The organism is Hyalangium versicolor (assembly GCF_020103695.1).
Classification (GTDB): domain Bacteria; phylum Myxococcota; class Myxococcia; order Myxococcales; family Myxococcaceae; genus Hyalangium; species Hyalangium versicolor.
This window is the reverse complement of record NZ_JAHXBF010000001.1, coordinates 803,862-825,706: the sequence shown is the minus strand read 5'-3', so window position 1 is coordinate 825,706 and position 21,845 is coordinate 803,862. Positions and strand designations below refer to the sequence as shown.

The 21,845-nt window shown below is 67.6% G+C and carries 21 protein-coding genes; 5 read left to right on the top strand and 16 right to left on the bottom strand.

From position 1 onward, the window contains the following. Window positions 1-12: 12 nt before the first annotated feature. Window positions 13-843 (bottom strand): 5'-nucleotidase C-terminal domain-containing protein, encoded by an 831-nt coding sequence (locus tag KY501_RS02910; protein ID WP_224360908.1) that lies wholly within the window; start codon window positions 841-843, stop codon window positions 13-15. Further along, on the bottom strand, window positions 843-3,830 hold the full coding sequence (locus KY501_RS02905) for a TonB-dependent receptor plug domain-containing protein (RefSeq protein WP_224360907.1): 2,988 nt from the start codon (window positions 3,828-3,830) through the stop codon (window positions 843-845). The genes KY501_RS02910 and KY501_RS02905 overlap by 1 nt, the downstream gene beginning before the upstream one ends. A gap of 109 nt (window positions 3,831-3,939) precedes the next feature. Here KY501_RS02905 and KY501_RS02900 point away from each other — a divergent pair, with 109 nt between their 5' ends. Next, window positions 3,940-5,493 carry a ChaN family lipoprotein gene (locus KY501_RS02900; protein WP_224360906.1) on the top strand — a complete coding sequence of 518 codons (1,554 nt, stop codon included), beginning with the start codon at window positions 3,940-3,942 and terminating at the stop codon, window positions 5,491-5,493. 24 nt (window positions 5,494-5,517) lie between these two features. Here the strand turns inward: KY501_RS02900 and KY501_RS02895 are convergent, their stop codons facing one another. From KY501_RS02895 to kamD, 10 genes are read right to left on the bottom strand one after another with little or no spacing between them, the layout of a single operon-like run. Further along, window positions 5,518-6,051: an MmcQ/YjbR family DNA-binding protein gene (locus KY501_RS02895; protein ID WP_224360904.1), complete on the bottom strand. Its 534-nt coding sequence runs from the start codon at window positions 6,049-6,051 to the stop codon at window positions 5,518-5,520. Window positions 6,052-6,084: 33 nt separating this feature from the next. After that, on the bottom strand, window positions 6,085-7,140 hold the full coding sequence (locus KY501_RS02890) for a hypothetical protein (protein ID WP_224360903.1): 1,056 nt from the start codon (window positions 7,138-7,140) through the stop codon (window positions 6,085-6,087). Window positions 7,141-7,180: 40 nt separating this feature from the next. Continuing rightward, a complete protein-coding gene (locus KY501_RS02885) occupies window positions 7,181-8,242 on the bottom strand; it encodes a leucine-rich repeat domain-containing protein (protein WP_224360901.1) in 1,062 nt (353 codons plus the stop codon). A 12-nt stretch (window positions 8,243-8,254) separates the two neighbouring features. Then, window positions 8,255-9,046 (bottom strand): class I SAM-dependent methyltransferase, encoded by a 792-nt coding sequence (locus KY501_RS02880; protein WP_224360900.1) that lies wholly within the window; start codon window positions 9,044-9,046, stop codon window positions 8,255-8,257. Further along, window positions 9,036-9,812, bottom strand: coding sequence for an SDR family NAD(P)-dependent oxidoreductase (locus KY501_RS02875; RefSeq protein WP_224360898.1), 777 nt, complete (start codon window positions 9,810-9,812; stop codon window positions 9,036-9,038). Before KY501_RS02875 ends, KY501_RS02880 begins: the two co-directional genes overlap by 11 nt. A gap of 44 nt (window positions 9,813-9,856) precedes the next feature. Beyond that, window positions 9,857-10,684, bottom strand: coding sequence for a 3-keto-5-aminohexanoate cleavage enzyme (gene kce / locus KY501_RS02870; protein ID WP_224360896.1), 828 nt, complete (start codon window positions 10,682-10,684; stop codon window positions 9,857-9,859). Window positions 10,685-10,702: 18 nt separating this feature from the next. After that, complete coding sequence (kal, locus tag KY501_RS02865; protein ID WP_501550162.1) at window positions 10,703-11,095, bottom strand: 3-aminobutyryl-CoA ammonia lyase; 393 nt, start codon at window positions 11,093-11,095, stop codon at window positions 10,703-10,705. Beyond that, entirely contained in the window at window positions 11,092-11,877 is a 786-nt protein-coding gene (gene kamE / locus KY501_RS02860) for a lysine 5,6-aminomutase subunit beta (protein WP_224360895.1), read from the bottom strand. The genes kal and kamE overlap by 4 nt, the downstream gene beginning before the upstream one ends. A gap of 4 nt (window positions 11,878-11,881) precedes the next feature. Next, window positions 11,882-12,364 (bottom strand): hypothetical protein, encoded by a 483-nt coding sequence (locus tag KY501_RS02855; protein WP_224360893.1) that lies wholly within the window; start codon window positions 12,362-12,364, stop codon window positions 11,882-11,884. After that, window positions 12,361-13,917 carry a lysine 5,6-aminomutase subunit alpha gene (gene kamD / locus KY501_RS02850; RefSeq protein WP_224360892.1) on the bottom strand — a complete coding sequence of 519 codons (1,557 nt, stop codon included), beginning with the start codon at window positions 13,915-13,917 and terminating at the stop codon, window positions 12,361-12,363. Before kamD ends, KY501_RS02855 begins: the two co-directional genes overlap by 4 nt. 165 nt (window positions 13,918-14,082) lie before the next feature. Between kamD and KY501_RS02845 the strand changes: the two genes are divergently transcribed. From KY501_RS02845 to KY501_RS02830, 4 genes are all read left to right on the top strand, one after another. Then, window positions 14,083-15,744 carry a M14 family metallopeptidase gene (locus KY501_RS02845; RefSeq protein ID WP_224360891.1) on the top strand — a complete coding sequence of 554 codons (1,662 nt, stop codon included), beginning with the start codon at window positions 14,083-14,085 and terminating at the stop codon, window positions 15,742-15,744. Window positions 15,745-15,944: 200 nt separating this feature from the next. After that, window positions 15,945-16,676 carry a 2OG-Fe dioxygenase family protein gene (locus tag KY501_RS02840; RefSeq protein ID WP_224360890.1) on the top strand — a complete coding sequence of 244 codons (732 nt, stop codon included), beginning with the start codon at window positions 15,945-15,947 and terminating at the stop codon, window positions 16,674-16,676. A 139-nt stretch (window positions 16,677-16,815) separates the two neighbouring features. Next, window positions 16,816-17,037 carry an addiction module protein gene (locus KY501_RS02835; RefSeq protein ID WP_224360888.1) on the top strand — a complete coding sequence of 74 codons (222 nt, stop codon included), beginning with the start codon at window positions 16,816-16,818 and terminating at the stop codon, window positions 17,035-17,037. Then, window positions 17,034-17,330 carry a type II toxin-antitoxin system RelE/ParE family toxin gene (locus tag KY501_RS02830; RefSeq protein ID WP_224360887.1) on the top strand — a complete coding sequence of 99 codons (297 nt, stop codon included), beginning with the start codon at window positions 17,034-17,036 and terminating at the stop codon, window positions 17,328-17,330. Before KY501_RS02835 ends, KY501_RS02830 begins: the two co-directional genes overlap by 4 nt. A 12-nt stretch (window positions 17,331-17,342) precedes the next feature. Here KY501_RS02830 and kdd read toward each other — a convergent pair whose 3' ends face one another. The 4 genes from kdd to coaBC form a co-directional block, all read right to left on the bottom strand. Further along, window positions 17,343-18,374 carry an L-erythro-3,5-diaminohexanoate dehydrogenase gene (kdd, locus tag KY501_RS02825; protein ID WP_224360885.1) on the bottom strand — a complete coding sequence of 344 codons (1,032 nt, stop codon included), beginning with the start codon at window positions 18,372-18,374 and terminating at the stop codon, window positions 17,343-17,345. Window positions 18,375-18,383: 9 nt separating this feature from the next. Beyond that, a complete protein-coding gene (locus KY501_RS02820) occupies window positions 18,384-19,391 on the bottom strand; it encodes an alpha/beta hydrolase (RefSeq protein ID WP_224360883.1) in 1,008 nt (335 codons plus the stop codon). Between the two features lie 27 nt (window positions 19,392-19,418). Further along, window positions 19,419-20,429 (bottom strand): uracil-DNA glycosylase, encoded by a 1,011-nt coding sequence (locus KY501_RS02815; RefSeq protein ID WP_224360881.1) that lies wholly within the window; start codon window positions 20,427-20,429, stop codon window positions 19,419-19,421. A 153-nt stretch (window positions 20,430-20,582) separates the two neighbouring features. After that, entirely contained in the window at window positions 20,583-21,827 is a 1,245-nt protein-coding gene (coaBC, locus tag KY501_RS02810) for a bifunctional phosphopantothenoylcysteine decarboxylase/phosphopantothenate--cysteine ligase CoaBC (RefSeq protein WP_224360879.1), read from the bottom strand. Window positions 21,828-21,845: the final 18 nt, after the last annotated feature.

Here is a 21,845-nt window from a genome sequence, read left to right as displayed (position 1 = left end):
GCCACGGCCCTCTCAGCGTGAGGGCCGGGCGGGCTGCGCACAGTTCTCGAAGATGATGCGCGGGGCCTCTTTCAGGGGCCTCGCGTCGCTCGGGAAGGACGTGCGCATGTACCCGGCGACAATGTTGGAATCCACGCCCCCGAGCTTGCGGGATTGGGCCGGGTTGCGCGCGGGATCCGTGCCGGCATCGCCGAAGATGGTGCCATAGCCGTCTCCTCCCTGGAGGAGGAAGCTGGTCAGGGCCACCCGGTACTGCCGGGAGGCATCCGTGCGCGGAGGCAACGGCACGGGGACGCCTCCGATGACGAGTTCGCGCACGCGCTGGCCGCTGGGATAGCCACAGTCCACGCGCAGCGTGGTGCTCTCGGAGATGTGCAGGAAGCCACCGCTGGGCGAGATGATGGACTGGCCGGCGGGGATGAGATCCGCCGCCGAGTGCTCGAACATGTCCACCAGCTGCTTCTCGGTGAGGTTCACCGTGATGACCTGGTTCTCGAAGAGGAACACCTCGTGGAGCACGCCGTTGGTGAGCGGGCCCTTCGGGAGCATGGTGCGGGTGATGCACAGGCCTTCGTCGCGGATGGATCCCCCGTTGACGACGCCCAGCTGAGCGGGCGCCGACGAGTCATCCTCCGCGTGCTGGAAGGAGTCCGCGGCGAGCTGCCCCAGGGCGTTGTTGTCGTGCCGGGCGTAGGGTTTTTCCAGGTACACGTCCTCGCCCAGGTAGCCGAGCACCGAGTCCGGCTCCGGCACCAGCGGCTGACACGGATCGTTGTAGGCCAGGCAGCCGAAGCCTGGTGCGAGCATGGCGGCCAGCAGAGCGGTGAGCAGCGGGCGGTTCATCAGTAGCGGCCCCGGACGGTGAGGTAGACGGACTGGCCCTCGCGCGGCAGCAGCCCCGGAACCCGGTCCGGGCGGGGCACGTCATCGCGCAAATCGTGATCGAACAGGTTCTGCGCCGAGAGCGTCACCTCGAAGTGATCGAGGATGGGCTCGGTGCGCAGCTGGGCCGTGATGAGGCTGTAGGCGGGGATCTGGTAGCGGCGGATCAGCTCCAGCACGGAGCGGGTGTCGTTGCGCCGCTCGGCGCCAGCGCGCACCACCACGTCCAGGTTCACCCAGTCGCCAATGGGCATGGACATGCCCGCGTTGAAGCGGGCCTGGGGTGTGTCGGTGAGCAGGCGCGACTGCGAGGGCAGCTCCAGGTCCTCGGCGCGGAAGAAGCTGGCGTTGATCCAGGCGTTGGCGCGCTTGGAGGCCTCGAGGCGGGCCTCGCCCTCCACGCCATACACGCGCACGCCCAGCTCACGGTTGCGCAGGGGGATGATGTTGCCGGAGGTATCCACCGGGATGATGGGCGAGCGGAAACGCTCATAGAAGGCGTTGCCACGCAGGCGCACGCGCGACTCCCCCGCGGCCTGGATGAGATCCACGCCCAGTTCCACGGTGTCCACGGTGGCCGGGCGCAGCAGCGGGTTGCCCTCGAAGCGACCCTGGTTGTAGTCGGTGTCGGGGATGCTCTCGACCAGTTCCTGGAGCGTGGGAGGGCGGAACGCGCGGCCATAGAGGGCCTTGAGCACGAACGAGTCCGTGGCCGCGAAGACCAAGCCCACACGCGGGTTGAGGCTGGTAACCATGTGGGTGCCGTTGATGGCACCGGAGCTGTCCGTGGTGGGCAGCTGGGTCACGTCCGCGCGCACCCCCAAGGTGAGCGTCAGCGGGTTCACCACCGTCCACTGGTCCTGCACGAACAGGCCCAACGAGGTGCGCCGGGCAGCCGCCCCGTTGGCGATGTCCTTCACGTTCACCAGCCCATCGGGAGGAGCGAGCGCGGGCCGTGCTCGGTTGTCGAGGGTGTAGTTGGTCTCGTATTCGTAGTTGGCGAGCATCTGCAGCTCAGCCACCAGGCCCGCGGAGAGGCGGTTCGTCCCGCCCAGGACCATGTCCGTGTCCACGCCCAGCCCCACGGTGCGCACATTGACGCGCGTCTCCTCACGCAGGCCCTCGAGGAAGACCTGATCGGCCCCGTCTCCGGTGCGGAAGCCGTCGGGGGTGAGCTGGAAGAGCCGGTCGCTGGTCTGCTGATCGCCATAGAGGCGCGCCCGCAGGAGGATGCCTTCGGCCAGGGGGCGCTCGTACTCGACGTCCAGCAGCCCCACCGTCCAATTCAGGTCCGAGTCTGGTCCGACGGTATCGAACAGCCCCATGAGGGCGGTGCGGTCCTCGGTGAGGAAGCGCAGCGACGAGGTCAACCGGCCGGCGTCGCCGAAGTCGTAGGAGAGGCCCAGCCCCACATTGAAGAGCAGGCGCTCGTCATGCGTGGTCCCCGCGGGATCGGTGGCAACTCGCAGGTTCTGGGTGAGCGTGTCCTCGCTCAGCGCATCCGTGTCGATGCGGGCGGTGTCTCCCGACTGGCTCCACACGTCGAGATCGCCGAAGAGGCGGAGCTCTCCCGCCGTGGAGGCGGCCGAGGCGTGCGCATCCAAAGTGGGAGCAAACTGCCCATCCCCTCGATTGGTGAAGCCTCCGCCCGAGACGGCGGCACGGACGCCCTCGCTGCGATCGGTGACGAGGTTGACCACCCCCAGGAAGGCGCCCGCGCCGTACAGGGCGGAGCCCGGACCGCGGATGACCTCGATGCGATCCAGGTTCTCCACCGGCAGGTTCATCAGCGCCCGGCCATCGAAGAAGTTGTTGAGCCGGTGGCCATTGAGCAGGAAGAGCACCTCGGCGTCATTGCGCAACCCACGGATGCCGACGCGGTAGAAGCCCTGCACATCCCGGCTCACCGAGAGCCCGGGCACCACATCGAGCACGTCCGCCACGGTGCGCGCTCCCAGCGCCCGGATCTGATCCCGCCCGAAGGACGCGGCGATGGCGGGCACTCGGGTGACGGACTCCGTGTGGCGCGTGGCGAGCGCGAGCGTGTCCTCGGCACTGTAGAGGGCCAGGTCCTCCTCCAGCGCCGAGTGCGAGGCGGCCTCCGTGCCGGAGTGAGCCGGGGGTGCTGGGGTGCTTGGAGCCGCCGGCTCCACCGGGCGAGCCGCGGCGGGCGATGCCGGCGAGTGCGCAGGAGCCGCGGGGGCTGCGGAAGCGGTGGTCGTCGCAGGTTTGGGAGCCGGCGGGGATGCTGGCGGAGGCGCGGACTTGCGACCGTTGCTGTTCCCGCTGGAGGGGGCAGGCGCGCGAGCAGGAGGCGGCGCTGAGGCTGGCTCTTCGGTGGGGGCCTCGGCGGCGAGCGCGGCCAGTGCGTCATCGGAGAGGGTCCCCTGCTTCTTTCCGGGTTTGCTCGGGGCCGCCACGGGTTCGTCTTCGTCGAACGCCTTCTCTGGCTCCTTCTCGGGCTCCTTCTTCCGAGCGCCTCCCTTGGTGGCTGGCGGTGGCGAAGCCGCTGGAGGGGGCTCCGGAGTCTCCGCAACGGCCACCTTGGGCCGAGGAATCTCTCCCGGGACGATGACGCGGGCGGGCTTCGCCGCCGACTGGAACACCGCGACACGATCACCACTCTTGAGCGTGCCCTCGATGTAGTACTCGACGCCGGGAGGCACCATGTGCTCGGCGGGGATCACCGCTCGGTACAGGTCGCCGTACTGCCGCTCCAGGGGGAGCTCGGCATAGGGTTCGCCCGGTCCCCGGTAGCGGACGAAGAGCTCCGAGATCCGCCGATCGTCGTCGACCAGGGTGCCTTCGAGCCGGAGAGGCTTGTTCGCCTCGGCCTTGGCAGGAGCGGAATGCAACAGGACGGCCTGCTCCTCAGCGCGGGCGGGGGACGCCGCGAGGAGCACGACGGTGAGCAGCGTCGTTCGTGCGAGAGCGATCTTCAAGAGCACGAGGATGGTCCTTTGCCACTCCCTGAGAAGTCAAGGAAGGGGGGTTGGGTAGCGGCGCCGTTTTTTTGCCGGGTGTGGAGGCACATGCGACCTTGATCACCGCTTTCCCATGCGTGCGTCGCTAGCCCTCCACCTCGCTCTCTTTCGTCGGCAGAAGGCGCAGATCGCCCGAGCCGTCGAGGGTCATACCCCCACCTTCCGGGCCTACGAGGCACGGTACAGGCGGCGGACGGCCGGCTACCGCCACACCCTCCCCCTCTCCACCGTGTACCAGCGGGTGCGGGCCGCGGATGTCGTGTACGTCGGCGACTACCACACCCTGCCGCTGGCCCAGGAGACATACCTGGGGCTCGTGGAGCGGGCCCTGGAGTCCGGGCGCCGTGTGATCCTGGCGCTGGAGTGCGTGGAGGGACGCCATCAGGCCTCGCTCGATGCCTATCTGACAGGCCGTCTGCCCGAGCGCGCACTGCTGGAGCGGCTCGGCCGGGCTCCGGGGCCTGGGCTGGATGGCTGGTCGGGCTTCCGTCCCCTGCTCGCCTTCGCCCGGCGCCACCGCCTGGAGGTGGTGGGCATCGATCGCCGGGTCCAGGGAAAGCGCTCACTGGAGCTCCGGGATGCCTATGCGGCGGAGCGCATCGCCCGCGCGGCCCGAGCCGAGGATCGCCCCCAGGTGATGGTGCTGGTGGGCCAGTACCACGTCACGCCCTGCCACCTGCCCGAGCAGGTGGATCGAGCGCTCGGGGAATCGCACGCGCGCCGGGGCCTGGTGCTCTACCAGAATTGCGAGGGAGTCTACTGGCGGCTGGCCCGCGAGGGCCGAGCTGGAGCCGTGGAGGCCGTGGAGCTGATGGACGGCTCGCTCTGCCTGCTCAACGCGTCTCCGGTGGTGTGCCAGCAGAGCTTCCTGGACTACCTGGAGGCCGAGACCGGTGATGCGCCACTGAGGGAGCGCGGCGCGGCGGACCGGTTCCGGGAGATGGCGGGCCTGATCGCCCGCCTCGCGGGTGTACAGGTGGGCCGCTCGCTGGACGAGGTGGAGGTGGCGACGGCGGCGGATGGAGATGTCCTGGCGCGCATCCAGCAGCGCGGACGGTTCACGCAGACGGAGCTGGCGCAGTTGCGGCGGCACATCCTCTCGCGGGAGAGCAGCTACATCCCTCGAGCGCGGATGGCGTACCTGGCCTCCCTGTCCCTGAACCACGCTGCGGAGGAGGCGGCGCACTTCGTCCGGCACTGCGCGGTGGGCGACGCGATGGAGGCGCCTCGGCGGGCCTCGGACGCGTTCTACGCGCGGTGCATGGAAGAGGCGCTGGGCTTCTTCGGCTCGAAGCTGGTGAACCCGCGCCGAGGCTGCGCGGGGCCGGCGGAGTGGGCACGGCGGGTGGCGCGGATGCGCGGAGTGGAGCGGCAGATCGCGGCCTTCGTGCTGGCGCACAAGGCGGCGGAGGTCGAGGGTCCGGACGAAGCGGTGAAGTTGCTGCCGCTGCGCAGGGACCGGCTCTTCCACGGCGTCAGCCATGCGCTGGGCTATCTGCTGGGAGATGCCCTGTACCAGGCCTTCGACACGGGCCGGGTGGAGAAGGCGGACATCCGCACCCTCTTCCGGGATGCGCTCCCGGACCCGCGGAGTACCTATTTTCACTGGGTGCAGCGACTGAGCTGAACCTCGATGGTACAGGGGTGACGGTCAGCGAGCCTTCTTCGCGCGCGCCCCTGCCTTCTTGCGTGCCGGCGCTGCCTTCGCGCTCGCACCCTTCTTCGCGCTCGTGCTCTTCCTGGGTGCCGCAGCCTTCTTCGCAGCGGGAGTCTTTACTCGCGCCGGACTTGCCTTCGCAGGCGCCTCGGACGTCGAGTTGCTCCCCAGCTGAGCCACGAGCTTCTTCGGCGCGACGGCGCGGTAGCTCTCGTCGAGCCACTGACGCAGCATCTCCATAGGAGGCTGCTGGCCCTTGGGGAAATCGGCCGACACCCAGCCGCTCTTGCCCAGTCCGTACCCCGTGGGCGTGGCGAACGGCATCATCAGGGCCGCCGCGTTGGAGTGAGGCAGCTTGACGGAGAGCCCGAGCCCTCCGTCCTCGTTCCCCATGAAAATGAAGGCCTTGCCCTTCACCTTGATGACTCGATGTCCCCACGGGAAGTCCTCGTGGGTTTCAGGGTAGCCGAGCGCAATCTCACGCAGGGCCAGCTCGTACGGGTTGTCCCGATTCTTGGACTCGGACATGGGTGCCCTCGGGGCGGGAGGAGTGCAACGCACCTATCTAATGGGATTCCCAGCGTCGGGCGAGCCCCCGCGGACGATCTGGAACCGCAGGGCCTGGGAACGCAGGGACTCCGAGTTCTGGCTCCCCAGCACATTGGGCACATACCAGAAGGCGCCCTCGGCGGAGAGGGCCCAGAGCTGATACTCGCCCACGGGGATGGCTGGGAGCGGCATCAGCACCTGCCCTCCATCCGCTTCCACCGAGACGGCCTGGGCCTGGGGCACGACGAAGAGTTGAACGCTCGCCGCCGAGGCCTCCCGCGTCACATCACCCTGGAGCACCGTGACGAAGGGCACCGGGTTGATGAGCAATGGCACGATGACCTGGTCCACCCCACCATCCGATGCCCCCGGCACCGTCTGCCCCGGCCGAGGCACGAAGCGCAGGAAGAACTGGGGGAACAGCTCCGGGAGTCCGTCCCCGTTGAGATCATCCGCGGTCCCGTCCCCATCCGCATCGCGCAGGCGGACGAAGAACCGCGCCTCCTCGCCGCGCAGAAGCCCCAGGCCATCCGCCTCCACGGTGAGCGACGTGAGCGACAGCACCGAGTCCGGCACCGTCACGACACCACCATCCGTCCCCTCCCCTGTCACCCGGAACGCGGGAGGTCCGTGGCGCATCCTCCGCGTCAGCGCCAGATCCTGCTCCACTCGGCCGGCCACGGGGACCTCCAGCTCCACGGCGGCCTCGGGGGTCCAGTCACCCGCTCCGGGCTGGGCGAGCACGTCCACGGACAGATCTGCGTCCCCATTCGTGTCCAGGAAGCCCCACAGCCGATACGGCCCGGGAACAACCTCCGCGAACTGATAGCGCGGATCTCCCGAGGCCCACCGCATCTCGGGAACGGCCGTGACATATCGAGGCTCGGCGGGCCCTCCGGGAGGCCCCTCACCCGGAGCGAACAGGAAGACATATGCATCTCCCCGCGGAGCCCCTGGCCCCTGCACCTGTCCCTCGAGCCGACCGGCCTGCAGCCCGGGTCCCCCTTCCTGCGGGCACCCACCGAGCACCAGCAAACAGGCGGATAGGGCCAGACGCGAAGGGTTCACGGGCATGCCTCCTCGATGTGCCAGCCACCGCGGACACAGCCTACGTGTACACGGTGCAGCCGCGCTGCTCGAGCCGATGGAACCAGTCTGGGATGGACGACAGCTTGTTCCATCGCAGGTCGAGCTTCTCAAGGTGCGGGAGCTCGCCAATGCCCGCGGGGAGCGTGCGCAGCTGATTGCCTCGCAGATCGAGGACCTTCAGGTACGTCAGCTGGCCTATCGAAGCGGGAAGCGCGCTCAGCCGGTTGTTCCTCAGATCGAGTTCCACCAACCGGGTGAGTCCGCCCAGGGACTCGGGGAGCGATTCCAGCCGGTTGTTCTCCAGGCTGAGCTTTCGGAGGCGCGCCAGCCGGCCGATGGACTCCGGGAGCGCCACCAACGCGTTGCCCTTGAGGTGGAGTTCCAGGAGGTTCTCCAGTCCGCCCAATGAGTCCGGTAGCGCCTTCAACCGGTTGTTGTAGAGGCGAAGCTCGATGAGCGCCCGCATCTGCCCCAGTGACTCGGGGAGGACCTCCAGCCGGTTGTCCGTGGCGTTGAGATACCTCAGCGCCTTCAGATTCCCGAGCGAAGCGGGAAGCTCCGTCAGCTGGTTGTCGCTGAGATAGAGGAAGCCCGACAGCCCCGTCAGCTTGCCAATCTCCTCGGGAACCGCGGTCAGCGCGTTGTGCCCTAGATCCAGCATCCGCAGTTTCGTCAGCGCTCCGACGCGAGCCGACAGGGAGCCGATGCGGTTCTCCCCGAGATCCAGCGTCTCGAGTTCCGTCAGCTGCCAGAGTGACTCGGGCACCGACGTCAGGAGGTTCTTCCCCAACCGCAGGTCCCGCAGCCACGTCATCTGTCCCAGGAACTCCGGCACGGACTCCAACCGGTTGCGGCGCGCATCGAACCGCTGGAGGCGCATCAACCGCACCAGACTATTCGGGAGGGCGGCGATCTGGGTGCCATCCGCGAAGAGCTGCTCAAGCGTTCCCAGCTCCCCCAGCCACTCCGGGAGCGCCCCAAGCGGGTTGTCGTCGAGCACGAGCCGCGTGAGCTGCGTCTGCTGTCTCAGGCTCTCCGCCAGGGCGCTGAGCTGTTGGCCCGTCAAATCAAGAGTGGTCATGGAGTGAAGGGCTCAGCGAGTCGAAGGTTTTACCGCGCGAGTCGCACAGAGCGCCGGCAGATACTCCGAGAGCCGATCCTCCTCGACGTGCTTGTCCTCGTAGAAGCCCGCGAGAAGGAACCCGGCCGCGAGCTGCCCGCCGATCTGATCCTCCAGCGAGTGGGCTATGCACAGGGGCTCGCCCTTGTCCGTGTACCTGCGGCGCTCCTGCTCCGTGAGGCTGGCGAAGTCCGAGTAGGGCATCCGGTACTTGAGTTGCAGGATGCCCTTGGGCTCCAGATCCGGATCGAACAGGAACATGATGGGGTTGCAGAACCCGGACAGCATCGCTCCACCCGGGCGCAGCACGCGGTACGCCTCGCGCCAGACGCGCCGCACGTCGTCCACGAAGCAGTTGGAGCACGGGTGGAAGATCAGATCGAAGCTCTCGTCCGGGAAGACGGACAGATCCCGCATGTCGCCTTCGACGAGCCGAATGGACAACCCCTCCCGCTCCGCCACCAGCCGGTCCTGGCCAAGTTGAGCCGGAGAGTTGTCGAAGATCGTCACCCGAGCCCCCGCCGCCGCGAGCACCGGCCCCTGCTGCCCTCCCGCACTGGCGAGGCCCAGCAGCTCCTTGCCCTTCAGCTCTCCGAACCACTCGCGAGGCACGGGCTTGCGTGGGGTCAGCACGACGCCCCACTCGCCCCGGCGCGCGGCGGCGATGACCTCGGGGCCCACGGGCCGGGTCCACCTGTTCCCCCTGGCCACCTCCCGGTTCCACGCCTCGCGGTTGTACGTGCGCACATCCAGTTCAGTTGTCATGAAGCACCCGCCCCTCCATGCCGCCGGCCACGGTGACGATCTCTCCCGTCACATGTCCGGAGATCCGATCCGACGCGAGCGTCACGATGACGCGCGCCATGTCCTCGGGCCGGCCCACCTTGCGCAGCGCCATCGTCCGCGTCACGCGCGAGACGAACGCCGGGTCCTGGACCTTCGCCCGGTTGCGCTCCACCTCCGTCCAGCCGGGGCACACCACATTCACCCGAGCCAGCGGAGCGATGCGCCCCAATTCATTCTTCAGGCTCTTCACGAAGCCCCCGGCCAATGCCCCCTTGGCCGCCGCGTAGTCCGAGTGCCCTGCCTCGCCGAAGATCCCCGCCGTGGAGCTGATCAGCACCAGGCTGCCCGTCTTCGTTGTCTCCACGTGCCGCAGGAAGGCCCGGCACGAGAGGAATACGCTGTCCAGGTTCTCCGCGAGCGTGCGGCGCCACCGCTCCAGGGACATCTGCCACACCGGTTCGTCCTGCGGCGGCCAGTGCCCCGCGTTGGCCACCAGCACATCCAACCTCCCGAGCTCCTTCACCGCGGCGGGGATGAGCGCATCCACCTCGGCCTCGACGGTGAGATCCGCGCGCAGCGCCACGCCCCCGATCTCAGCCGCCAGGGCCCGCGCCTGCTCCTCCTTGTTCCGGTAGTGCACCGCCACGCGCGCGCCCTCCTCCGCGAACGCACGCGCGGTGGCCGCGCCGATGCCGCTCCCCGCGCCTGTGACGAGTACGCCCTTGCCCTTCAGGTCCGTATCCATGGAGTCAGCTTCTCCAGGGACCCGGCCTTCGTCCAGCGCCTTGGCTACGTCAGGCGCAGGATCTTCCGGGCCTCGGCCGGAGTCGCGAGCGTGCGGCCCTTGGACTTCGCCAGCTTCGCCGCCTCGGCCACGAGCTCCCAGTTACCCTTGGCCAGCACGCCCTTGGACACGTAGACGTTGTCCTCGAGTCCGACCCGCGCGTTGCCGCCGCGCTCCGCCGCGTGCGCCACGAACGGCAACTGGTGCCGCCCCACGCCCGCCACCGTCCAGGTGCTCCCCTCGGGCAACGACTTGATCATGAACTCCAGCGCATCCACCCGCGCCGTCAGCGCTCCCGGCACTCCGAGCACGAAGTCATAATGCGCGGGCAGATCGACCAGCCCCTCCTTCGCCAGGATGCTGGCCTCGTCGACCATCCCCACGTCGAAGCACTCGATCTCCGGCTTGATGCCCAGGGCCCGGATGCGCTTCGCGATGTCCCGCACCAGCGGCCGCGGATTCCAGAACACGTCCTGGCCGAAGTTCACCGTGCCCGTCGTCAGCGTGGCCATGTCCGGACGATCCTCGCCCGTGAGCGTCAGGGGCCCGCAGCGCTCGTCCACGCCCATGCCCACCGCGCCGCCCGTGGACGTCTGGATGAGGATGTCCGTGCGCTTGCGGATGGCGCGGATGGCGGCCCGGAACAACTCCGCGTCCTGGGACGGACTGCCGTCCGCCTTGCGCACGTGCAGGTGCACCATCGCCGCGCCGGCCTCGCGGCACTTCACCGCGTCCTCGGCGATCTCCTCGGCGGTGATGGGCAGGTGTGGCGTCTGCTCGCGCGTGGTCTCCGCCCCTACCATCGCCGCCGTGATGACCATGGGCATGCTCATGACAGTCCCTTCCCTCGGTTACCGCTGGATGCGCTGCTTGTCCTTGGGGACGACGCAGGTGCCCGAAGCACGGCACACCACCACCGGCTCCGACAAGAGGTCCGCCGCCGAATCGTTCACGTCCGTGCGCGGCCGGATCACCTTCCGGGCCTCGAAGCGCATCTTCCGCGACGTGTTTCCCACATTGACGATCTCGCCCTCCGCCTCGATGAAGTCCCCCGCGTACACCGGGGCCAGAAACTCCACCGAGTCATATGCGCGGAACAGCCCCTCGTCCCCGTCGTGGCGAATGCACAGCTCGGTGGCCACGTCGCCGAACAGGCCGAGCATGCGAGCCCCATCCACCAGGTTCCCGCCATAGTGCGCGTCATGGCTGCTCATGCGCAGCCGGATGATGGCCTTGGTGCTCACTTCGGCTCTCCCTGGTAGTGCGTGTTGGGATCCTCCTCGCCCATGCGCTTCAGCAGGGCGTGGACGATGAAGTTGGCCACATCCGAGGGCTTGGTCCCCGGCCCGAAGCCCGCGTCGAAGCCCAAGTCCAGTGCCAGCTTGTGGTCCACGCGAGGCCCGCCTAGCAGCAGCGTCACCCTCCCGTGGAGGCCCTTGGCCTTGGCGACATCGATGAACTGGCGCGAGTTGTCCTTGTGCACGTCGCGCTGGGTGACGATCTGGCTCACGAGGATGGCGTCCGCGTTCTTCGCCACGGCCTTGGCGATCAGATCCTCGTTGGGCACCTGACTGCCGAGGTTGTACGCCTCGAACCACGGGTAGCGCTCCAGGCCATAGTCGCCCGCGTAGCCCTTCATGTTGAGGATGGCGTCGATGCCCACTGTGTGCGTGTCCGTGCCGGTACACGCGCCGAACACGACGATGCGCCGCTTCACCTTCTTCTCGATGAAGGCGTTGAGATCGTCGAACCCCATCTTCTTGATGACGACCTCGGGGACGTCGATCTCGGCGTAGTCGATGTACATGCCCGAGCGGGCGTACACGATGAAGAAGGAGTAGTTGTCCGCGGCGCGCTCGGCGGCGGCCACCTTCACGTCGGAGAAGCCCATCTTCTTCGCGAACTGGGCGGCGGCCTCCTTGGCCTTCTCCGAGAGTGGCACCGGGAGCGTGAACGACAGCTGCACCACGCCGTCGTCACGCCGATCTCCATAGGGCCGGATGATCTGCTTGGTCGGCTTCACCATGAGGCTACTTCCCCTTCGAGTACGAAACGCTCTGGGTGATCTTCGCCACCACCGGCTCGAACTCGTCCTTCTTCTTGTCGTTGCCGGAGAAGATCATCGACCAGGTGGTCTTCCCGTTGCAGCCCACGTAGGTGATGGAGCGCACCTTCTCGGAGCCCGCCTCGTTGGCGTTGTCCAGGTTGACGCGGCGAGCGGCCGGGTTCTTGCCGAGCTTCAGCTTCTCCCAACCCTCGGCGCCCATGGCGGCGAGGATCTTGTCCAGGCACACGTCTGCCTTCATGCCGGCTGTCTGCACGGCGCCCACGTCCAGGGTGAAGAAGACCTCACCGGTGGGGGACTTGAACTTCTCGGTGCCCTCTTGCGAAGAGCGCTCCCAGGAGGCCGGCGCCTGAAGGGACAGCGTCTTGACCTGGTACTTCTTCATCGCATCGGGGGAGCCGCCACTGCTGGCGGCCAGGGCCACCGTCAACACCAGGGAACCGATCATGAGTGCGAACCCTCCAGGATCTCCAGGAATGGATTGAAGTAATCGGGCCCCTTCTCCAGCACGCCATCCAGGCCCTTGCCGCCCGTCTCCTCACGCTTCACGTCTCCGAAGCGCCCCTTGCCGATGGCAGCCACCATGCCCTCCTTGTGGCACTCCTCGAGCAACTCCATGGCCTTGGCGAAGACTTCACGGGCGCGGTTGGCGATCTTGCCGTCCTCGCGCACGGTGAACTCCTCGTCGATGCCGCGGGCGGCGCGGTGGATGTACGCGGCCGACTTCAGCGCCACATAGCGATCCGCCAGGAGCGGGGTGTGCATGGCCTCGGTCATCATCCCGAGAAGCTGGATGCCCTGCCGCGTCCAGATGGCCACCAGGTCCGCCATCACGTCGTAGGCATGGCTGAAGAAGATGTCCGTCTCCTTGTGCTTGGTGGGCGGCATGTACTTCAGCGGCGCGTCCGGGAAACAGCGGCGCACCAGCATGGCCTGGGACAGCTCCAGCAGCAGCGTGTCCGCGCGGTACGGATCGATCTCGTATGAGTGGCCGATGCCCAACTGCCAGTCCTTGAGGCCCGCGCGCTTGGCGAAGGACTCGTTGATGAACTGGCTGGCGATGACGGTGTGGGCCGCATCGTAGGCGTCCGCGGTGGTGATGTAGTTGTCCTCGCCGGTGTTGATGATGATGCCGGCCAGGGCGCAGATGCGGCGGCTGAAGTACTGATCGATGAACGTCCGCCGCATGTTGATGTCGCGGAAGAGGATGCCGTACATCGCGTCGTTGAGGAGCATGTCCAGCTTCTCGTAGGCCGCGCAGAAGGCGATCTCGGACATCGCCAGGCCGGACGAGTAGTTGGTCAGCTGGATGTAGCGCTTGAGCTTCCGGCTCTCATCGTCGAGCGCCTCCCGCATGATGCGGAAGTTCTCCTGGGTGGCGTACGTGCCGCCGTAGCCCTCGGTGGTGGCACCGTGGGGCACGTAGTCCAGCAGCGACTGCGCGGTGGAGCGGATGACGGCGATCACGTCCGCTCCAGCCTGAGCGGCCGCACGCGCCTGATCCACGTCGTCATAGATGTTGCCCGTGGCGACGATCACGTACTTGTGCGGCGCCGGGGACATGGGGAACTGTTGGCGCAGCTCGTTGCGCTGGGCGATGCGCGACTGGAGATCCTCGAGCGCGGCGCGGGCCTCGGCGCGTACCTCGGCGCGCAGGTGCTGCTCCTGCTCTGGCGGCAAGGGCCCCAGCTTCTCGGTGGGCAGCGCGGTGAGGCGCTCCACGGCCTCCAGCGGGCTCTTGGCTCCCAGCTGCAGCGCGCGGCCGTACCAGTAGGCGGCCCCGCGGTTGAGCACCCCAGCGGCCTTCAGCTTGTCCACCATGAGGTTGGCCAACGGCACCCCGCGGGCTCCCGCGCCCGAGATGCCAAAGAAACGCAGCACGGTGCGCTCGATGGACACCGTGGTGTTGCGGCGGATGAGATCGAAGATCGGGTTGACGATCTCCTCAGCCAGCTTGCGCGCGTGCGCAATCTGCTCGTCTTGGATGAACGGTCCCGGCATGGGCGTACCCTACATCTAAAGGGTTATAAATGCTGAACTTTTCCGCTTCACGGGCATTGCGGGGATGACGCTTTGCAGCACGGGAGACGGCTCGCCCTCCTCCCAGGCCCGCCCACGAGAGTACTTCTTGACGGTGCCCGGGCCGGCCGCTCGGATGGCTGGCCTATGACCGACCCGCTCCTGACCCGAGCTGAAGCCTCGAAGTATACGCAGACCTCCCGTCACTCGGATGTGCTCGCTTTCGTGGACGAGCTGTGCCGCCGCACGAAGCTCGTTCGACGGGTGGACTTCGGACAGAGCGGTGAGGGGCAACCCCTGGTGGCGCTCATCGTCAGCGACCGCGCCTGCTTCACGCCCGAGCTGGCTCGCAAGCAGAAGAAGATCGTGGTGATGGTGGAGGCCAACATCCACGCCGGCGAAGTCGAGGGCAAGGAATCCGTGCTCGCGCTCGCGCGGGATCTGACGCTCACCTCGCTCGGGAAGAAGCTGCTGGACAAGCTGTGCCTGGTGCTGATTCCGAACTTCAACCCGGATGGCAATGACCGCATCAGCCCGAACAACCGCAAGCTCGATCTGAAGAACCTCGAGGGCCAGGTGAACCCCGAGGGCGGCGTGGGCATGCGCTACACGGGCGAAGGCTGGAACCTCAACCGCGACAGCATGAAGCAGGAGGCTCCGGAGACCCGGAACCTGGCGAAGCTGTACCAGGCGTGGTGGCCGCACCTCTTCATCGACTGCCACACCACGGACGGGAGCATCCACGCCTTCGATCTCACCTACGACACGTCGCACTCCAACGAGCCGCTCTTCTCGGAGCTGCGCGCCTTCAACCGCGAGATGCTGGAGCGCGTGGCGGGCGAGGTGAAGAAGCGCCACGGCTTCGACAGTTTCTGGTACGGCAACTACAAGACCGAGGGGGATCCCCGCTCGGGCTGGCACACCTACCCCGCCCTGCCGCGCTTCGGCAGCCACTACCGAGGGCTGCTGGGCCGGATGGACGTGCTGCTGGAGACGTACAGCTACATCGACTTCCCGCGTCGCTGCGCGGTGATGCGGGCGTGGCTGCTGGAGCTGTTCCGGGATGCGGCGAAGAAGGCCAAGGCCTACCGCGCCATCACCGAGGCCGAGGAGGAGCGCATCATTGCTCGCGGCGAGTCCCCCGATGTGCAGCAGCTGGTCGGCATCAACTATGGAGTGGCCACGCGCGATGACAAGGGCGCGCTGGTGTTCGAGTACCCAGCCCACGCGAAGCCGGGCGACGAGGCTCGGCTCCTCTCGTTCGACGAGGCGAGCATCACCGAGCGCCGCTACCCGGGGAAGCGCCGGAAGGTCTACAAGGCGCCCCACCACCGGACGTTCGTGCCCACGCAGGCGGTGAGCACGCCCTCGGCGTACCTGGTGCCCGCGGAGCTGGGCGCGAGGCTCGAAGGGCATGGCATCCGCTTCGAGCGATTGGAGGCTCCGCGGCGCTTCACGGTGGACAGCTACCGGGTGGCCCGGCGTGAGGAAACGTTCAGCCCTGATGTGGCGACCAACGTCCCGCCGCCCGGAGAGTCCGAGGTCCCGCTCAGCCAGAAGCCCAAGCCGGTACGCTTCGAGACGGTGCTGACGGTCGCCCCCGAGCGCACCACGCGCGAGTTCCCCGCCGGGACGCTGTACGTGCCCACCGCGCAGCGCGCCGGGACGCTGGTGGTATACCTACTGGAGCCGCACTCGGACGACGGCTTCACCCGCTGGCAGTTCGTCGACGGGCTCATCACCGTGGGCGAACTGCACCCGGTCCACCGCGTAGTGAGCGCGGCCACTGCTCCCAAGAAGGCCGAGTAGAGGTACGGCCCCTCCCTCTCGAGGGGGTCTTGGGCCGGACTTGGAACCAACTGGTATGCCTGTCGTACCAGTTGGCTCAGCGGGTTCCCGACAGGGCAGGCGGGTTCGGGCTCGGGGGGCTGGCGGTGAGCGGTCCGTGCTCGCGCATGAGGGTTCAATGTGGGACAACGCGTTGAAACTCCATCTCGTCCGGCCCCGCCATGAGCCTCTCGCCGCCCATCACTCCGCCTTCCGAACTCACCTCCGCCCTGCGTGAGCGCGGCTATGCCGTCCTCAGCCGCGAGGGTTTCTGCCAGTTGGTGGGAACTGAAGCTGCGGCGCTCGAGGCTCTGCGTCCCACCTGGGATGACCTGGCGCCCGATACCTATCTCCGCGATGGAGGCCGCTATCGTTCGCGTCGGCACTCGTGCTTCATCGTAGAAGGGGAGCAGGTCCGTCAGGTGCCGCATCGCGCGCACTGGCAGCCCATCGAGTACAACGCGCTGCACGGCGGTCTGGAGCGGTGGTTCGAACCGGTGATGCCCACGGTCACCGAGCAGCCAGTCTGGACGCGGATGCTTCAGACGCTCGCCGCGAGTTGCTCCGCGTTGAAGGGAGCGCAGCCGTGGTACGTCGAGGCGCACCAGTTCCGCATCGACACGACGGATGGCATCGGCCGGCCGACTCCCGAGGGAGCGCATCGCGACGGAGTCGACTTCGTGGCGGTGGTGTTCATCGGACGCACGGGCATCAAGGGCGGAGAGACGCGCGTGTTCGAAGCGAACGGGCCGCATGGCATCCGCTTCACGCTGAGCGAGCCATGGTCCGCGCTGCTGCTGGATGACGAGCGCGTCATCCACGAGAGCACGCCCATCCAACCGCTGGCGGACCGGGGGCACCGGGACACACTGGTGCTCACCTTCCGCGCGAACGGGTTCCAGGGTCCGAAGTAGACTGAAATCTCCAATCCCCCAGAACCACTCGGCTTTTCTCAGCGGGAGTGCTCGCTTCTTACGGCCACTGAACCCTTGCCTCCAGCACAAGCGAGCGCATCCTGTGGTCCGGACTGTGAGCAAGACCTAAGATCGCACCATGGCGCGCCCGACCGTCTCCGACCTGCTGCACCTGAGTGTTGCCGAACGGCTCCAGCTGATCGAAGACCTCTGGGAGAGCCTGGCAGCACATCCCGAGCAGTTGGAGCCCCCTCGCGAGCAACTGGCTGAACTGGAACATCGGCTGAAGGAGTTGGACGAGAATCCCGAAGCTGGTGAGTCCTGGGAGCAGGTCAAATCACGGATCCTCGAGTCGTTGTGAAACGCGAGCTGGAAATCCGTAAGCCCGCCCGGGCCGACATGACGGATGCCGCCAAGTGGTATGAAAAACAGACCAAGGGCATGGGGGTGAAGTTTCTTCGAGAACTTGAGTCGTGCCTCGCGAGCATCAAGCGCAGTCCTGAGCGCGCCTCCCTTGTCCATCCACGTGTCAGACGCGCACTGCTCCACCGCTTCCCCTATGGGGTCTTCTATGTGGTGGATGAGCGCCGAATCCGCGTGATTGCCTGTCTCCACGTTCGTCGGGAACCGGCAACCTGGAAGAGCAGGACCTGAAGCACCTGTCGCTCAGACGTAGCGCGTCTCGAACAGCTTGCGGAGCGCGGGCTCGGAGCGCAGCAGGTCCAGCGTCAGGTCCGCGTGGCCGGGCGCATAGCCGTTGCCCACCAGCATGGTCACGTCCTTGCCCACGCCCTCCGCGCCGAGCGCCGCTGCCGTGAAGCTGGTCGCCATCGAGAAGAAAATCACCGTCCCCCCGTCCTTCACGGACAGGATCGACGCCATCTCCGTGTTCCCCACCGAGGCGCAGTTCACGACCAGATCACACAGCGCTCCGCCCGTGGCCTGGGACACCGCCTCCATCACGTCCACCGCCTGCGTGGCATCCACCTTCAACGCCGTGTCACACAAGCCAATGCCGGACAGTGCCGCCAGCGCCTTCTCGGAGATGTCGAGCGCCAGCACCTTCCCCTGCCCCTTCAGGTCCCGCCGAGCCTGAGCCAGGCACAGCGCCCCGCTCTTGCCCGCGCCCAACACCGCCACCGTCATCCCCGGCCGCACGTACCGCGCCACCAGCGCCGGAGCACCACACACGTCCAGCGCCGCCAGCGCCAACGTATCCGCCATGTCCGAAGGCAGCTTCGCGTAGATGCCCGAGGCAAACAGAATCGCATGGCCTCGGATGTCCACCCGGTCGATCTCCGGGTGCACCGCCTTGATCTCCTCGATCACCAGCGGCGTCAGCGACAGGCTCACGAGTGTGGCGATCCGATCACCCGGCTTCAGCACCTCACGAGCCGGATGCTTCGGGCCGATCTCCTTCACCCGCCCCAGCAACATGCCGCCCGAGCCCGTCACGGGGTTCTGCATCTTCCCGCGCTCGCGGACGATCTCTTGGATGCGCGCGGCGATGCGCCCAGGCTCCCCGCCCACCTCCTCCTTGATCTGCTTGAAGGAGGCCGCGTCGATGTTGAGGCTCTCCACATCGATGAGCAGTTCCGCCTCGCGGCACGGCAGCGCGGGATCCAGCTTGCGCGCACGCTGAGGAAGCACACCCTTCTCGCCGAGGACCCGAGACAACCCGTAGAGATCGATGCCCATGTCCCGCTCTTACTCCCGCGCCATGCGCGGCACCAGGAACCCCAACGAGCGCTCGAAGCGGTACGTCACCCCCGAGTGCGAGTCATCGAACTCCTCGTGGGCCAGCTCCGCGCCGCTGGCCTTGAACTCCTCAGCCAGCATGCGCGTGCCCCAGCGCAGGTTGAACTCGTCCCGAGTCCCGCAGTCGAGGAACACCGACTTCACCTTGCGGAACGCATCCAGGAACTTCGGCACGAAGCGCACCGGATCGTGCACCAGCCAGCGGTTCCACACATCCAGCTTCAACCGCGCCGTCTGCAGATCGAACGGGAGCTCGAGGTTGAGCGGCTCGCCCTTCTTCGGCGAGTACGCCGCCGCCATGGCCAGCACGTTGATCACCGTGAAGTCCTCGCCGCGAGGCTTCGTCTCCCGCGAGCGCTTCTTGAAGTCCTGGTACCAGGCCTCCACCCCGCCCGCCTTCAGCAGCGCACTGGCCGCCTTGGGCAGATCCGGCAGGTAGCAGTACTCGAAGTAGCAGTCGCCGGCGTGGCTCCCCAGGTGGCTGAACAGCTCCGGGTGGTAGCGCCCCATCACCAGCGCGCCATAGCCCCCCGAGCTGTGCCCCACCACCGCCCGCGAAGCCGCCTTCGGCAGCGTCCGGTACGTGCGGTCCACGAAGCCCACCACGTCCTTGGCCACGTAGTCCCGGTAACGACCGATCGCGTCACTGTTGATCCACTGGCTGCCGCCCAGCGCCGTCCACCCGTCCGGGAACACTCCGATGACGGGAGGAATCGTCCCCGCCTCGACCAGCGCGTCCAGCCGATCCAGCGCACTCAGGCCGAATGCCGAAACGTTCGTCCACGAGGCCCCGCTGTTGGAGAAGGCATGCAGGAAGTACACGACGGGATAGCGCTGCGTGCCCTCGCTGTAGCCGGGCGGCAGATACACCCTCAACTGCCGGCGGGCCACGTCCGCCAGCGGGTTGGACTCCAGCGCGGGCGACGGCAGCTCGCGCGTCTCGAGTACTCCCTTCATCCGTGAAACCCCCTCCGGGCCTCCCTCTCAGGAACGGGAGCCGGGTTGCTTTCCGAAGATCTTCATCACCTGCTGCAAATCGTCCCACGCCTTCTTCTTCTCGTGTGGGCTCCGGAGGAGGTACGCAGGGTGGAAGGTCGGCATCAGCTTCACTCCCTGGTACTCGCGCCAGTTCCCCCTCAGGCGTGTAATGGGTGTGGAGTCCCGAAGCAACGTCTGTGCGGCGAATTTCCCCAGCGCCACGATGACCTTGGGCTGCAGCGCCACCAACTGCGCGCGAAGGAACGGCTCGCACGCGGCGATCTCGTCCGGTTCCGGGTTGCGATTGCCCGGCGGCCGGCACTTCACCACGTTGCAGATGTAGACCTGGTCCCGGGTGAACCCCATGGCCTGAATCATCTTCGTCAGGAGCTCTCCCGCAGGCCCCACGAAGGGCACACCCTGCAGGTCCTCTTGCTCTCCCGGACCCTCGCCCACGAAGACCAGCTCCGCCCGGGGATTCCCCACCCCGAAGACGAGGTTCTTGCGCCCCGTACACAGCTTGCAGCGCCGGCAGTCACCCAGCTCGCGCCGGATTTGATCCAAGGTGGGGATCTCTCCCTCCACCACGCCCGGCAGGGGGCCCGGGTACGGCGGCGCTTGCTGCGGTACGTCAATGAGCATCCCGCTGCTGGCCGCCGCGGAGGACCGGGCCGGAGCCGGGCGCGAAGGAGCCTCGGAAGACACCGCGCGAGGCGCCGGGGCCGAGCTGGCGGAGACGGGAGGAGCCACAGGCCGGGACACCGGAGGCGGCGCTGGAGTCGGTTCAGGTGCGACAGCGGCCGCGGGCTCTGGAGCCGCGGGACTCTCCGTCCCTGAAGGCGCTTTCGCGGGGCGAGCACCCAGCATCGCCCGGAGTGAACCCGCGCGCTCGGCGGCCTGCTTCGCCGCATCGACGAGCAGCGCGCGGCCTCCCGCCTCCTCCTGCCACAGCAGATGGCGGCGCAGGTCTTCTACGACTTCACCCAGTTCCTCGGCGGATTCGTGCGGGTCGCTCACGTTAGCTCGATGGGTAATGGAGGCGGTGCCTCCGGATCAATGAGCCAGCCTGCGCCCGCCCCCCGCACGCTTACCGCACGGGCGGGCACGGCGCCACGGACAACGGCACCATCTTACAGGTAGGCTCTCGCGATTCCAACCCACTGCGTCGGTTTACGCTCCGGGGGCCTGCTGGCCCGCCAGCGCGGGAGACAGGCTCATCAACAGTTGGAGGATGCCCTCGGCGACCTCGCGCTTGCTGCCCTGAAGCTCCCGGGGCTCGCCCGAGCGCGTCAGCACCGTCACCCGGTTGGTGTCCGTCCCGAAGCCCGCGCCGGGCACGGTGACGTCATTGGCGACGATGGCATCCAGCCCCTTGCGCTCCAGCTTCTCCCGAGCGTGCTCCAGCACTCGCTCCGTCTCCGCGGCAAAGCCCACCAGCAGCGGCCGCTTCCGAGCCCCCGCCACCTTCCGCGAGGCCTCCGCGAGCACATCCGGCGTGCGCACCAGCTTCAGTTCCTCGGGGCGCTCACCCTTCTTCACCTTCTGGGGTGCACGCGTCTCTGGCCGCCAGTCGCTCACCGCCGCCGAGGCAATGAACCAGTCCACCGACTCCACCCGAGAGAGCACCTCGCGCGCCATGTCCTCGGCGCTGACCACGTCGACCACCTCAAAGCCCGAGCGCTCCACCGCCCCCACCGGCCCGAGAACCACCGTCACCTTCGCCCCGAGCTTTCGAGCCGCCTCCGCGAGCGCCAGTCCCATCTTCCCCGTCGAGGGATTCGAGATGAACCGCACCGGATCCAGGAACTCGCGCGTAGGGCCAGCGGTGATGAGCACGCTCCGGCCCGCCAGCGGTCCGCCGCCCAGCCGGGACGCCGCCGCGGCCACGATGAACTTCACCTCCGCCAGGCGCCCGGCCCCCACGTCTCCGCAAGCCAGCATCCCCGCTCCGGGCCCCACGAATGCGTAGCGAGGATCCGCCGCCAGCGCCGCCACGTTCTCCTGCGTCAGGCGGTTCTCCCACATGGCCACGTTCATCGCCGGAGCCAGCAGCACCGGGCCTCGGAAGGCCAGCAGCGACGTCGTCACCGCATCCCCGGCCATCCCCGCTCGGATGCGGGCCAACAGGTCGGCCGTCGCGGGCGCCACCACATAGAGATCCGCCCAACGCGCCAGGTCCAGGTGGCCGAAGTTCCCCTCTTGGTGGGGATCGAAATAGTTCGTGAGGACGGGGTGCCCACTGAGTGCCTGGAAGCTCAGCGGGGTGACGAACTCCTTGGCCGCCTCTGTCATGGCGACGCGCACCTCGGCGCCCGCACGCCCGAGTTCGCGCACGAGATCGCACGCCTTGTACGCCGCGATTCCTCCGCCGACTCCCACGACAACCCGGCGGCCCTGCAATGCCGACACGTCCATGGGACTTCCTTATGCGCG

What these genes read in the sequence shown, in the direction of transcription:
- KY501_RS02845 (WP_224360891.1), top strand. Translation starts at nt 14,083, where the DNA reads ATGACCGACCCGCTCCTGACCCGAGCTGAAGCCTCGAAGTATACGCAG.
- kce (WP_224360896.1), bottom strand. Translation starts at nt 10,684, where the DNA reads ATGAGCATGCCCATGGTCATCACGGCGGCGATGGTAGGGGCGGAGACC.
- kdd (WP_224360885.1), bottom strand. Translation starts at nt 18,374, where the DNA reads ATGGGCATCGATCTCTACGGGTTGTCTCGGGTCCTCGGCGAGAAGGGT.
- KY501_RS02885 (WP_224360901.1), bottom strand. Translation starts at nt 8,242, where the DNA reads ATGACCACTCTTGATTTGACGGGCCAACAGCTCAGCGCCCTGGCGGAG.
- kamE (WP_224360895.1), bottom strand. Translation starts at nt 11,877, where the DNA reads ATGGTGAAGCCGACCAAGCAGATCATCCGGCCCTATGGAGATCGGCGT.
- coaBC (WP_224360879.1), bottom strand. Translation starts at nt 21,827, where the DNA reads ATGGACGTGTCGGCATTGCAGGGCCGCCGGGTTGTCGTGGGAGTCGGC.
- KY501_RS02900 (WP_224360906.1), top strand. Translation starts at nt 3,940, where the DNA reads ATGCGTGCGTCGCTAGCCCTCCACCTCGCTCTCTTTCGTCGGCAGAAG.
- KY501_RS02895 (WP_224360904.1), bottom strand. Translation starts at nt 6,051, where the DNA reads ATGTCCGAGTCCAAGAATCGGGACAACCCGTACGAGCTGGCCCTGCGT.
- KY501_RS02910 (WP_224360908.1), bottom strand. Translation starts at nt 843, where the DNA reads ATGAACCGCCCGCTGCTCACCGCTCTGCTGGCCGCCATGCTCGCACCA.
- KY501_RS02840 (WP_224360890.1), top strand. Translation starts at nt 15,945, where the DNA reads ATGAGCCTCTCGCCGCCCATCACTCCGCCTTCCGAACTCACCTCCGCC.
- KY501_RS02855 (WP_224360893.1), bottom strand. Translation starts at nt 12,364, where the DNA reads ATGATCGGTTCCCTGGTGTTGACGGTGGCCCTGGCCGCCAGCAGTGGC.
- KY501_RS02875 (WP_224360898.1), bottom strand. Translation starts at nt 9,812, where the DNA reads ATGGATACGGACCTGAAGGGCAAGGGCGTACTCGTCACAGGCGCGGGG.
- KY501_RS02835 (WP_224360888.1), top strand. Translation starts at nt 16,816, where the DNA reads ATGGCGCGCCCGACCGTCTCCGACCTGCTGCACCTGAGTGTTGCCGAA.
- KY501_RS02820 (WP_224360883.1), bottom strand. Translation starts at nt 19,391, where the DNA reads ATGAAGGGAGTACTCGAGACGCGCGAGCTGCCGTCGCCCGCGCTGGAG.
- kamD (WP_224360892.1), bottom strand. Translation starts at nt 13,917, where the DNA reads ATGCCGGGACCGTTCATCCAAGACGAGCAGATTGCGCACGCGCGCAAG.
- KY501_RS02880 (WP_224360900.1), bottom strand. Translation starts at nt 9,046, where the DNA reads ATGACAACTGAACTGGATGTGCGCACGTACAACCGCGAGGCGTGGAAC.